Raw genomic sequence first — 12,655 nt, 5'->3', positions numbered from 1 at the left:
ACCCGTCTGCCCGGCGCTGTCCGGCTCTGTCAGGCGCAGTCGGTCGTCAGCTCAACAGCCCCGTGCTTCTCAAGCCACTCCCAGGGGTCGACAGTGGAGTCGTCGGAGTAGTCGTCAGCAGTACGCACCTCGAAGTGGAGGTGCGCACCCGAGGACCGGCCCGTGTTACCGACCCCGGCAATCAGGTCACCCGCAGAGACCGTGTCCCCCTCCTCGACGTAGATACCGTCCTCGTACATGTGAAGGTAGCTGGTGTACCAGACCTCGCCGTCGATCTCATGCTTGATGGTGACCGTACCCGTGCCGTCCACCATTCCTGCGGTGGTCACCGTCCCCTCAGCCGCGGCGTAGATGGCCGTGCCCACCGGCGCGGCCATGTCCTGCCCAGCGTGCAGCTTCAGGACGCCTAGGGTGGGGTGGATGCGGTAGCCGTACACTGAGGAGATCTCGTAGCTGCCCGGCAGCATCGGGTAGAAGAGCTCCGGTGTCGCGTTGAAGGCAGCCGTGTCTCCTGAGGCACCTGTCTCAGAGGAGCAGGTCTGGACCGCGTTCTGGTAGGCCTCACGGATACGAGCCAGTGTGGCGGCGTCAGGCACGTTGGACAGCTGGTCGTCAGTGTCCTCGTCCCAGTCAGCGTCCGATCCTAGGACGGCGGCAGCCACGGAGGAGGCGCGATCAGTCGCCTCCTGGGAGGAGTCATCCGGCTGGGAGGAGGACCGGGTCGAGGCCAGTGCCGCGTTGGTCAGGTAGCCACTCAGGGGCGCAACCACCGTCGCCACGGCCAGGACACTGAGAACCGCGCTGCGCCCCACCACACCGGCACCCCGGCGGCGTGCCGAGGGCCGGGGGGACTGTGAGGCCTCCGTCCCCGGACCGTCCTCGTCGCGGGCAGTGTCCGCGTCTGCGGACGCCTCCCGTCCCGTCTGCCGAGCACGCCGAACCCGACGCACCTCCGGAACCTGCAAGGTGTCAGCGCTGCGGCGCTCGCGTACCTCCGGGGAGAAGCGAAGCTCGCGCGGAGCCGGTCTCGCATCCTTCCCGGACCCGGCAGGTTCCGCGACCTGCGCCGAGGCCGACCGCGAGGTCGGCTGCGAGGCCGACTGTGCAGACACGGCCAGCATGTCAGCAGGCACCGGCTGCCCCACAGGCTGCGCAGCGGCACCGGGCAGGCCTACCGGCAACGGTGTGGGCAGCTCGGCCCCTGCCGGGACTGTAGCGGCACCTGGAGGGGTACCAGTCAGCGAGCCGGTGCTCAGCGTCACGGTGGGCACCGAGGAGACAACGGCCTCATCGGGAGCCTGGTCTCCTGTCTCCCGGGAGCGCCCTCCCCGGCCCCCTGAGCCTTCTGGGACCGCCTGCCTGGAAGCAGGCTGGGCAGACGGCGCCACACCTGCGACCCGGGTCCCGGACCGCTGGGACCGCCGTGTCCGCCTACGCTCGGGAACATCGCGCTCGGCAACGCTGCGCTCAGGAGCAGATACGCCAGGCAGGCCCGACTGGTGCAGGGCGGCGGGCTCCGCTCCGGATGAGGACGGAGGCCAGGTCCCTGCGGGCGAGGGCACCTCAGCACCCCGGGACCGCGATGGTGCGGCGGGGGAAGTGACTGGGTCAGGTGGGACCTGCACGGCCTCGGAGCTTTGCAGACGCCTCCGCCCCCCGGACTGAGCCGCCGGGGCAGCCTCTCCAGACGGAGAGTACCCGCCAGAAGCCGCAGCACGGGACAAGGGCTCCTGGGCTGCCTCCCCGGCCGTCTCCCGGGCTACGGGCGCCGACGGCGTCGGTGCCTGGTCCCGGCCCGGGCGCTGACGCCGGGAGCGACGGGTCTGCCCCGGCTCCTGGGAGCGCACGCCCCGGGCGGTGCAGCGGAGCCGTGGCCAGCAGGCCCGGCAGGTGCCACGGAGGCCGTGGGGGGCACAGAGGCGGAGGGCGTGGAAAGAGGAGAAGAGGAAGAGCCAGACGTCGCAGATGAGGCGGCGGCGGAGGCCTCTGGTGTCGTGATGCTCGTCGGCGGCACCGATTGGTGCGGTGCCGCCTGCCGCCTTCGCTCCATACGGCTCAGCGGAGGCGCTGCGTCCCCCGCCTGCCGGGTGGTCGCTGTCGGGGAGACCGTCCCGGAAGCGGACTGGGGGTCACGCCTACGGTACGCTCCCGGTTCTGGAGCACCCTGCCCGCCGAGCAGGACGCTGGCGGCCTCGGCCTCCGTAAGCCGATGCCCCGACGTGCCGCCACCCTGCCTCTGGGCCGGGGCGTCAGACCGGGCGCGAGCGGCCTCTGCGGCGCGCTCAGCCTCACGACGCTGCCGTCGGCTCAGGGGCTGTGAGCTCACGCTAGTGCCTCCCAAGGCTGCTCGCACGATGATCTGGACCGGGTCAGGGCTCCTCACGGGAGCGTCCCCAATCCGCTAACCCGGGTAACGATACGACGTTGACCGGAGCATGTCTTCTAGAAGAATAGCCAGGCAGCCCGATCACGCCAAGATACGTGTCACATCACGGTGTATCCACACCCTGGTCGTGCCCGGCCGCCGACCGGGCTCCGCTGCGCTGCATGGCATCGTTGACCTCACCCACCAGCTCCTCAAGGATGTCCTCCAGGAAGACCACCCCCAGCACCTGACCCGCCGCGTCCTCCACGCGTCCCAGGTGGGCACCGGTGCGCTGCATGGCCGCCAGCGCCGTCTCAATCTCGTCGTGGGCACGTACAGGGACCAGGGCGCGCGCCCGCCAGGCTGGGACGGGACGCGTGCGCTCCTCGCCGTCGGCGTCAAGAACGTCCTTGAGGTGCAGGTAGCCGGTGACAGCTGGTACCTCACGGACACCCTTCTGCCCCGGCCGCTCGGCCCTGGCGACGTCAGCCACGAGAGGGAACCGGGAATAGCCTGTAGAGGCCACCGCCGCCTCCACGTCCTCAGGCGTGCAGTCCAGGGGCAGGGTGACCAGGTCCCCCACCGGCACCATGACGCTTCCCGCCGTCTCCTCGGAGAACTCCAGCGCCCCACTCAGCAGCCCGGTGGCGTCCTCCAGCACGCCCTCGGCGGTGGAGCGCTCCACGATGGAGGCCACCTCCTGGGCGTTAAAGGCTGCCGCGACCTCCTCCCTGGGCTCAATACCCAGCAGACGCAGCACCCCGTTGGCCAGGCCGTTGAGACCGGAGACGACGGGACCAAGGACCGTGGCCACGCGTACCAGGGGCGGAGCCAGCCACCGCACCGCCTTCTCCGGGGAGGAGATCGAGATGTTCTTGGGCACCATCTCACCCGCCACCACGTGCAGGTAGACCACGATCACCAAAGCGATGAGCACCGCCACCGCGTGGGTACCAGCCTGACCCGCGCCGTGACGGGCCAGCCAGGGCTCGATCGCGTGGGCGATGGCAGGCTCGGCCACCACGCCAAGGCCCGTGGAGCACAGGGTCACCCCCAGCTGCGCGGTAGCCAGCATGCGTGAGACGTGGCGCAGTGCCCACAGCGCCGTCACGGCCCTGGTGTCACCCGCCTCAGCCAGGGGCTCGAGCTGGCTGCGGCGTGCCGAGGTCACCGCGAACTCCGCCCCGACGAAGAAGGCGTTGCCGACCAGGAGCACGGCTGTGACCAGCAGGGCGGCGGGGGTGCTCATCGCAGGCCCTCCCCGCCGTGTCGAGGCCTGTCGGCGGTCCCCGGCCCAGTGGCAGGTCCAGTCGGCCCTCCGACCGCACCTGAGTCTCCCCCCTCTGCCTCAGAACCGACACCGCGAGCCCGCAGCCGGACGACACGGCGGTCCTCCATGGCGTCCACGACCAGGACCGCCCGAGGCAGGCTGACACGGTCCCCGACCTGGGGGATGCGGCCCAGCTCGGTCATGACCAGGCCGCCCAGGGTCTCGTAGGGGCCGTCGTCAGGCACCGTGACGCCTGTGCGGGAGGCCAGCTCGTCAGGACGCATCCAGCCGGGCACCACCCAGCTGCCCGCTGGGTCCAGGTGGACGCCGGAGCGACGGGGGTCGTGCTCGTCAGTGACGTCCCCGACCACCTCCTCCACGGCGTCCTCCAGGGTGACCACCCCGGCGGTCCCACCGTACTCGTCGACCACGACCGCCATCTGCGACCCCTGTGCCCGCAGCTCGACAAGCAGGTCCGCCAGGGGCATCGTCTCAGGCACTCGTGGCGCGACCGCCATGAGAGAGGCGGAGACCACCGGGACCTCGGCGCGCCTGGCGTAGGGGACAGCGACGGCACGGCGCAGGTGGGCGATCCCGAGGATGTCGTCCACGTCCTGCCCGGTCACCGGGAAACGGGAGTGCCCGGTAGCGCGGGCCAGGTGGACCACGTCCTCCGCGGTGGCCCCGGACTCCAGGGTGTGGAGGCGTCCCCGGTCGGTCATGACGTCGACAGCGGTCAGCGCCCCCACGCCGATCGACCTGGTCAGCAGGGTGGCCGTCGTGGAGTCGAGAGTGCCCTCCCGCGCGCTGTGACGCACCAGGGCAGCCAGCTCCGAGGCCGACCGGGTGCCGCTGATCTCCTCAGCCGGGGTGATCCCCATCGTGCGCAGCACCAGGTTAGCGGTGTCGTTGAGGACGACGATGACCGGTCGCAGCAGCAGGGAGAAGCCTATGAGGAAGGGCGCTACCAGGGCGGCAGCGCGCATGGGATCGGCCAGGGTGGCGTTCTTGGGGATGAGCTCGCCCACGACCATGGAGAAGGCGTTGACCACCACCAGTGAGACGGCTGCGGCAGCGCCCACCGCCACCGACTGCACCAGCCACCCGCTCATGACCTCCGACAGAAGCCTGGCCAGGGCAGCCTGCATCGTGTACCCCAGCAGGACCGTGGTCAGGGTGATCCCCACCTGCGCCCCGGACAGGAGAGTGGACAACCGGCTGAGCGCCCTACGGACAGCAGCCTCCCGACGCCCGCCGGAGGCTGCCCGGGTCTCCACCGTGGAGGGGTCCAGTGACACCAGGGAGAACTCCCCGGCCACGAACAGGGCCGTCCCAAGCGTGAGCAGGACGCCGACAAGGATCATGAGCCAGTCACTCACCACGGCCTCCCGTGCAGGTGCTGACGGGGCACCGCGAAAGGTAGCGGGGACAGCAGTGGTCAGGATCAGGGTGCGGGCGAGACAGACGTCCGCGTACCCGGCGAGCGTGTCGGCGCATAGTAAGGCGCACGCTACCACCGAGGGAGGCAGCCGGGCCGTCAGGCCGACCGTCCACAGGCCCTGCGCTGCCGCCCTGCACCCAGCCCCTGCGTGCCGCCCCCACATGCCGGGAGCCGCTTGTAGCATGCTGTGTGGTACCAGTCTGTGCCACTCCTCATGTACCAGGTCCCAGGCACCGGCTCTCCACCAGCGCCGTGCGCGCCGTCCTCCGGCCAGGGGCGCCGGGCCGGAGGACGGCGCGGTAGCAGGCCTGGACCGCCACCGCCGACAAGGAGATGCCGTGCCAACGCAGGACCGCGCCACAGGAGCCGCAGGATTCGGCGCCAACGAGTGGATGGTGGAGGAGATGCGGGCCTCCTGGGCCGCCGACCCGTCCTCGGTAAGCCCCCAGTGGCGTGAGCTGTTCGAGACCGACCCGCAGGCGGGTCGGCACCAGGTCGTGGGCTCCGCCCCGGGCACGACCGCGACAGCGCTGCCGACCGCGCAGCCAGGGCAGTCCGTCGCGTCCCCCACGACGCCGCCCGCCGGGCCACCATCACCGCCCCGCACGCCCTTCCCGCCTCGGGGCAGCAGGCCTCTGCGGTCCAGGACGTTAGCCGCTCCGACCTACCCCCTGCCCCGCCCTCCGACACTGCCCCCCGACCTCCCCCTACGCCCGGCGCCTGTCCCGCCAGCAGGCCCGCGACCTGGAGGCCGGGGCAGGCAGCGGCAGCACCGGCGGCGGAGACGTCGGCGCAGACAGCACCAGCGACGCTGCCAGCAGCATAGACGGCACAGGCCACGACGCCGACGGTGCTCGTGCCAGCAGTGCCACAAGCGCCACCAGCACCCGTCTCAAGGGGGCGGCTGCCCGCACCGCCAGGAACATGGAGGACTCCCTGTCGGTGCCCACCGCCACCTCCGCACGGGCGGTCCCCGCCAAGGTCCTTGTCGAGAACCGCTCCATCATCAACGCGCACCTGGCCCGAACCCGCGGCGGCAAGGTGTCCTTCACCCACCTCATCGGCTGGGCGCTTGTGGAGTCGCTGGCCCAGATGCCGGAGATGAACGTCTCCTACACCACCGACGAGGCGGGGCGGCCCTGCCTGCGCACTCCCGCGCACGTGGGGCTCGGCCTGGCCGTCGACGTCCCCGGCCCGCAGGGCCAGCGTCGGCTGCTGGTGCCCTGCGTCAAGCAGGCTGACCTCATGGACCTGGCCAGCTTCGTCTCCGCCTACGAGGACCTGGTACGCCGAGCACGGGACAACGCCCTGAGCCCCGCAGACTTCCAGGGCACCACGGTGAGCCTGACCAACCCGGGCACGATCGGCACCCTGCACTCCGTGCCCCGCCTCATGGCGGGCCAGGGCCTCATCGTAGGCGTGGGCTCCATGGACTACCCGGCGGCCTTCGCCGGAGCCAGCGCCGAGACCCTGGCCCGCCACGGCGTCGGCCGCACCCTCACCCTCACCTCTACCTACGACCACCGGGTCATCCAGGGAGCCTCCTCCGGGGAGCTCCTGCGCCTGGTGGAGCACAAGCTCCTGGGGCTGGACGGCTTCTGGGAGCGGGCACTAGAGTCCCTGCGCATCCCGCACGAGCCGGTGCGCTGGGCACGCGACACCACCTACGACCCCGAGCACGAGACCGGTAAGCACGCCCGCGTGGCCGAGCTCATCCACGCCTTCCGTCAGCGCGGCCACCTGGCCGCCGACACCGACCCGCTGACCTACCGGCTACGCCGCCACCCTGACCTGGACATCGTCTCCTACGGTCTGAGCCTGTGGGACCTGGACCGGACCTTCCCCACCGGGGGCCTGGGAGGCCGGGACCGGGCCACCCTGCGTACGATCCTGGACATGCTGCGTGACACCTACTGCGGCACAGTAGGGATCGAGTACATGCACATCCAGGACCCCGCCCAGCGCGCCTGGTGGCAGGAGCGCCTGGAGGGAGGCCGACGAGAGATCGACGCCGCCGAGCGCCGCCGGATCCTTACCAAGCTGGAGCAGGCCGAGGCCTTCGAGACCTTCCTGCAGACCAAGTACGTGGGCCAGAAGCGCTTCAGCCTGGAGGGCGGGGAGTCCCTCATCGTCCTGCTCGACCGCCTCCTGGACTCCTGCGCCCACGACGGCCTGGACGAGGTAGTCATCGGTATGGCCCACCGGGGGCGCCTCAACGTCCTGACCAGCATCGCGGGCAAGTCCTACAGCCAGGTCTTCGACGAGTTCGACGGCAACGGCGTCATTGAGGGCGCAGGTACCGGGGACGTGAAGTACCACCTGGGCACCGAGGGCGTGTTCACCGGCACCGACGGGGTCTCCACCCGCGTCTCCCTGGCTGCCAACCCCTCCCACCTGGAGACCGTCGACGGCGTGGTGGAGGGGATCGTGCGCGCCAAGCAGGACCGTATCGGCCTGGGCGAGAAGGGCTACACGGTCATACCGGTGCTCGTGCACGGAGACGCCGCCTTCGCAGGCCAGGGCGTCGTCTACGAGACCCTCAACATGAGCCAGCTGCCCGCCTACCGCACCGGGGGGACGATCCACGTCATCGTCAACAACCAGATCGGCTTCACCACCGGAGCCGCCTCGGCCCGTTCCACCACCTACCCCACTGACCTGGCCAAGGGCCTGCAGGTACCGATCTTCCACGTCAACGCCGACGACCCCGAGACGGTGGCCCGCGTGGCCCACATGGCCTACAGCTACCGGCGGACCTTCCACAAGGACGTCGTCATTGACCTTGTCTGCTACCGCAGGCGCGGTCACAACGAGGGCGACGACCCCTCTATGACCCAGCCGGTCATGTACCGCCTTATCGACTCCCTGGCCTCCACACGGGAGGTCTACACCGCCAACCTCGTGGGCCGGGGCGACATCACCCGCCAGGAGGCGGAGCAGGTCAGCGCCGCCTACCACGCTGAGCTGGAGCGGATCCTGTCCGAGGCGCGCACCAGGGGCGAGCCCTCCCAGCAGGCCGCCACCGACCTGGCCTCGGCGGAGTCGCAGGACCAGGCCGACCCCACCACCGTCGGCCTGCCCCGCTCCTCCCTGGAGGTGCCCACCTCCCAGCAGGCGGGGACGGGCATGATGATCGGCTGGAGCTCGGCGGTGCCACGCGACGTCGTCGAGCGCATCGGGGACGCCCAGGTGGCCTGGCCGGAGTCCTTCACCATCCACCCTCGCCTGTCCGGCATGCTGTCACGGCGCCAGGACGCCACCCGGTCAGGCGGCATCGACTGGGGGCTGGGCGAGCTGCTCGCCCTGGGCAGCCTCCTCATGGAAGGCGTGCCGGTGCGCCTGGCGGGCGAGGACGCTCGGCGCGCCACCTTCTCCCAGCGTCACGCCGTCCTGCACGACTACAGCTCCGGCACGGAGTGGACGCCTCTGAACTTCCTGACCCCGGACCAGGCCCCCTTTGAGGTCTACGACTCCCTGCTCAGCGAGTACGCCGCCCTGGCCTTCGAGTACGGCTACTCGGTGGAGCGGCCCGAGGGTCTGACCCTGTGGGAGGCCCAGTTCGGCGACTTCGCCAACGGCGCCCAGAGCGTCATCGACGAGTACGTCGCCTCGGCCGCGCAGAAGTGGGGGCAGCGCTGCGGGCTGGTCATGCTGCTGCCCCACGGCCAGGAGGGGCAGGGGCCGGACCACTCCTCGGCGCGCATGGAGCGCTACCTGCAGATGTGCGCGCAGGACAACATGTGGGTGACCCAGCCCTCGACCCCCGCCAACCACTTCCACCTACTGCGAGAGCACGCCTACCGCCGCCCCCGCCGTCCCCTGGTCGTCTTCACCCCCAAGCAGCTGCTGCGGCTCAAGGCGGCGACCTCACCCGTGGAGGACTTCACCTCTGGACGGTTCCAGCCGGTCATCGGCGAGACCGACCCGGGGCTGCTCGGCCAGCCGGGGCCAGCAGGTGAGGGGCAGGCAGCCCGGTCCCCGCAGCAGGGCGCGCCCAGCGCCAGCACCGGGGGCACCTCGCAGGTGGACCGGGTACTGCTGTGCTCGGGCAGGGTCTACTACGACCTGCTCGCCCACCGGGAGGCCACTGGCGACAGGCGTACCGCCATCGTGCGCCTGGAGCAGGTCTACCCACTGGAGACCGACGCCGTGGCCGCGGCCCTGGCTCCCTTTGCCGGGGCGGAGCTGGTGTGGGTCCAGGACGAGCCCGCTAACCAGGGGGCGTGGCCCTACCTGGCGCTCCACCTGCCCACCGAGCTCACCGGTGGCGTGCTCCCGCGCCTGGTCTCCCGGCCGGAGGCCGCCGCCCCTGCCGTGGGTACGGCAGGCGTCCACAGGCAGCAGCAGACCGAGCTGGTCGAGGCGGCTTTCGCCCGCTGACAGGCAGACGGCACGGCACTGAGACGGCAGTTGAGACGAGGACGTCAGGGAGGGGCGCGTCGTGGAGGACACGAGGCTGAGCTTCATCGGTGACGAGCTGGTCGCTGGCTACGGGGACGGCCGCGCCCTGGGATGGACCGGGCGGGTGATGGCGCGCACGCCCCGGGAGGTCCCGATCCTATGGACGACTCTTGCCGTCCCCGGTGAGACGACAGCGCAGCTGGCCGAGCGGTGGCAGGCAGAAGTGGCTCGCCGCTCAGCTCCCAACGGACGCAACCGGCTGGTCATCGGCCTGGGCGTGGCTGACGTCATCGCGGGTGTGTCCTACGCGCGCTCGCGCCTGGCCCTGGCCAACATCCTGGACGCGGCGGCCTCGGAGCAGCGGCGGTGCTTCGTCGTGGGGCCCCCGCCCCTGGCACAGGCCGACCCGGACGCCACCTCCCGCCTGTCCACAGCCGCCTCCGAGGTGTGCCAGCGTCGGCAGGTCCCCTACGTGGACACCTTCGAGCCCCTGCGCAACCACGAGCAGTGGAACACCGACGTCACCGCGGCCGGGGGCTCGCACCCGGGCCAGGCCGGCTACGGCCTCCTGGCCTGGCTGGTCCTCCATCGAGGCTGGTACGAGTGGCTGAGTACCGGGCGACCTTAAGCGACCTACAGCCCCTGAGGCCGGGCAGGCGGGGCCGCACCGCTGAGGAACCCCTGGCAACCAGACCGCCCGGTCCTCGCCCCTGCCCGTAAGAGGGGCTTCCCACACGCCCTCACAAGGATGTATCGTTGCTGACAGGGATTCACATCTCTGCCTGGCAGCCCTGCCACTACGGCCACAATCCTGCCAGGGGACCCGGTTCCCAACGGCTTCTCAACGAGGAGAAGCAGACGAGGAGCAGTCATGCGCACCTCGGTCTCACGTCGCGCCGCCCTTACCCTGGGCGCAGGCGCTGCGGCCTCCATAGCCCTGGGGTCCTGCTCACCCACCCGTCAGGACGCGAGCACCTCCCTACCGTCCCCCTGCCCGGGCAGGGTGACGCTGACCTACTGGTCCTGGCTCAAGGACCTGCAGAAAGTCGCCGACCTCTACTCCCAGGTCAACCCGGACGTGAGCGTCCAGGTCACCTGGATCCCCTCCTCGACGTCGGGTGGCTACCAGAAGCTCTACTCGGCCCTGGCAGCGGGCGGCGGCCCGGACGTCGGACAGGTAGAGATGCGCATGATCCCGGAGTTCCTCCTGGCCGACGACCTGGTCGACCTCTCCCTCTACGGCGCGCGCGAGGCCCGCGCCAGCTTCGACCCGGCGGCGTGGAACTACGTCGACATTGCCGACGGCGTCTACGGCGTACCCCAGGACACCGGGCCGGTGGCCCTGTTCTACCGCGCCGACGTCCTGGAGGAGGTGGGGGCAGCGCCACCCGCCACCTGGCAGGAGTGGGCGGAGACGGCCCGCGCCCTCAAGGACGCCAGGCCCGACACGTTCATGGACGTCCTCAACGTGGGTGACGGCAACATCCTGGCGACCTTCTGCCAGCAGGCAGGCGCCAGGTGGTTCGTCCCCCAGGAGGACGGGTGGGTCGTCAACCTCACCGACGAGGCCACTGTGCGGGTAGCCGAGTTCTGGGACACCGCGATCGACGAGGGGCTGGTCTCCACCGCCTTCGGCCCCTTCACCTCACCCTGGCTGTCCGCCATGGGGGCAGGGACGCTGGCCACCCACACCAACGGCTCGTGGGCCGACGCCCTCATCGAGTCCGTACCAGGAGGCGCCGGGAAGTTCCGGGTTGCTCCCATGCCCCGCTGGGAGGACGGGTTCGGCTCCAGCTACTCGGGCGGATCGACGGCAGCCGTCATGGCAGGCTCCCAGCACCCCGCCGAGGCCCTGGACTTCGTGGTCTGGCTGCACACCGATCCCCAGGCCATAGACGCCCTGATCACCACCTGCGGCATCGGCTGGTCACCAGCAGCAGACCACATCGGCACCCCCCGCGAGGGTCCCAGCGAGTTCTTCTCCGGCCAGAGCTACAACACCGAGGTCATGGTGCCTATGGCCCAGGAGCAGAACCTGGAGTGGGCGTGGCCGCCCCTGTGCCAGCAGTCCATCAACATCGTTGCCGACGGCATGCGTCGCAAGCTGAGCGAGGGGACCGCCCTGGTGGACTCCCTAGCCACCAGTCAGTCCCAGATCGTCCAAGCCTTCCGTAGGAAGGGCCTGGCAGCCAGGGAGGCGCAGCAGTGAGCACAGCACGCACACCAGCAACGCCACCTGAGCCGCTGAGAGCCAGCCCACCAGGATCGGGAACAGGACCGGGGCGAAGACGCCTCAGGAACCGCACGCTAGCCCCTTACCTGCTGGTGGCCCCCTTCATGCTCCTGTTCCTGATGACCTTTGTCATTCCGATCCTCGTGGCCCTGGTCCAGTCCTTCACCCGTACCCGCTACGCAGGAACCTACGGGCAGGAGGGGACCACGCAGGTCTTCGCGGGCCTGGACAACTACGCCACGGCGTTGGGCAACGCGGGCTTCACCCAGTCGATCGGCCGCGTGCTGCTCTTCGGCGTCGTCCAGGTCAGCGTCATGATCGCCGCGGCCACGGTCCTGGCCCTGCTGCTGGAGTCCGCCTCGGCCCGGTGGCCGGGGCTCTTCCGAGCCCTGTACTTCATGCCCTACGGGGTGCCCGGCGTCATCGCCACCATCCTGTGGTCCTTCCTCTACATCCCGGGCCTGTCCCCGGTGGTAGACGCCCTGGAGGTCGTGGGAATCCAGTACGAGTTCCTGGCCGAGGGCAACGTCCTGTGGTCCATCGCCAACATCGTCACCTGGGCCTACACCGGCTACAACATGCTCATCATCATCGCCCAGCTCAAGGCGATCCCCTCCGACGTCTACGAGGCGGCCAAGGTGGACGGAGCGGGGCCGCTACGCATCGCCGCCTCGATTCAGATCCCGCTCATCCGCCCGGCGCTGCTGCTGACCATCGTGTTCTCCATCATCGGCACGCTCCAGCTCTTCGCCGAGCCCCAGGTACTGGCCACGATCACCCCGGCGGTCGACACCGAGTACACGCCCAACTACTCGGCCTACACCTGGGCGTTCCAGTACAACGACTACGGGGTGGCTGCGGCAGAGGCGGTCATCATCGCGCTAACCGCGTTCACGCTGTCCTTCGTCTTCCTCACGGCCACCACCAGGCGAAGGGGGCAGTGAC

The 12,655-nt window shown here is 70.3% G+C and carries 7 protein-coding genes and 1 pseudogene; 5 read left to right on the top strand and 3 right to left on the bottom strand.

Annotated elements, in window-relative coordinates; all coding sequences use genetic code 11:
* Nucleotides 1-29 precede the first annotated feature (29 nt).
* The 3 genes from D5R93_RS03765 to D5R93_RS03755 form a co-directional block, all read right to left on the bottom strand.
* Nucleotides 30-1,388 (bottom strand): M23 family metallopeptidase, encoded by a 1,359-nt coding sequence (locus D5R93_RS03765; protein ID WP_243106926.1) that lies wholly within the window; start codon nt 1,386-1,388, stop codon nt 30-32.
* A 1,101-nt stretch (nt 1,389-2,489) separates the two neighbouring features.
* Nucleotides 2,490-3,614, bottom strand: a complete 1,125-nt coding sequence (locus D5R93_RS03760) for a hemolysin family protein (RefSeq protein WP_120203889.1) — start codon at nt 3,612-3,614, stop codon at nt 2,490-2,492.
* Nucleotides 3,611-5,014: a hemolysin family protein gene (locus D5R93_RS03755; protein WP_182911344.1), complete on the bottom strand. Its 1,404-nt coding sequence runs from the start codon at nt 5,012-5,014 to the stop codon at nt 3,611-3,613. The genes D5R93_RS03760 and D5R93_RS03755 overlap by 4 nt, the downstream gene beginning before the upstream one ends.
* On the opposite strand from D5R93_RS03755, the pseudogene D5R93_RS14945 reads away from it, so the two are divergent.
* From D5R93_RS14945 to D5R93_RS03735, 5 genes and pseudogenes are all read left to right on the top strand, one after another.
* Nucleotides 4,998-5,501: pseudogene (locus tag D5R93_RS14945) on the top strand (hypothetical protein); the annotation flags it as partial. The gene D5R93_RS03755 and the pseudogene D5R93_RS14945 overlap by 17 nt on opposite strands.
* Before the next feature lie 295 nt (nt 5,502-5,796).
* Nucleotides 5,797-9,456 carry a multifunctional oxoglutarate decarboxylase/oxoglutarate dehydrogenase thiamine pyrophosphate-binding subunit/dihydrolipoyllysine-residue succinyltransferase subunit gene (locus tag D5R93_RS03750; RefSeq protein ID WP_423243328.1) on the top strand — a complete coding sequence of 1,220 codons (3,660 nt, stop codon included), beginning with the start codon at nt 5,797-5,799 and terminating at the stop codon, nt 9,454-9,456.
* A 61-nt stretch (nt 9,457-9,517) separates the two neighbouring features.
* Nucleotides 9,518-10,105 (top strand): GDSL-type esterase/lipase family protein, encoded by a 588-nt coding sequence (locus D5R93_RS03745; protein ID WP_119835870.1) that lies wholly within the window; start codon nt 9,518-9,520, stop codon nt 10,103-10,105.
* Nucleotides 10,106-10,348: 243 nt separating this feature from the next.
* Nucleotides 10,349-11,686 (top strand): ABC transporter substrate-binding protein, encoded by a 1,338-nt coding sequence (locus D5R93_RS03740; RefSeq protein ID WP_120203886.1) that lies wholly within the window; start codon nt 10,349-10,351, stop codon nt 11,684-11,686.
* Nucleotides 11,683-12,654, top strand: coding sequence for a carbohydrate ABC transporter permease (locus D5R93_RS03735; protein ID WP_205570089.1), 972 nt, complete (start codon nt 11,683-11,685; stop codon nt 12,652-12,654). Before D5R93_RS03740 ends, D5R93_RS03735 begins: the two co-directional genes overlap by 4 nt.
* The last annotated feature ends 1 nt before the right edge of the window (nt 12,655 follow it).

This window comes from Actinomyces lilanjuaniae, from assembly GCF_003606385.1.
In the GTDB taxonomy this organism is placed as follows: Bacteria; Actinomycetota; Actinomycetes; order Actinomycetales; family Actinomycetaceae; genus Actinomyces; species Actinomyces lilanjuaniae.
This window is presented reverse-complemented; position numbering and strand designations above follow the sequence as displayed.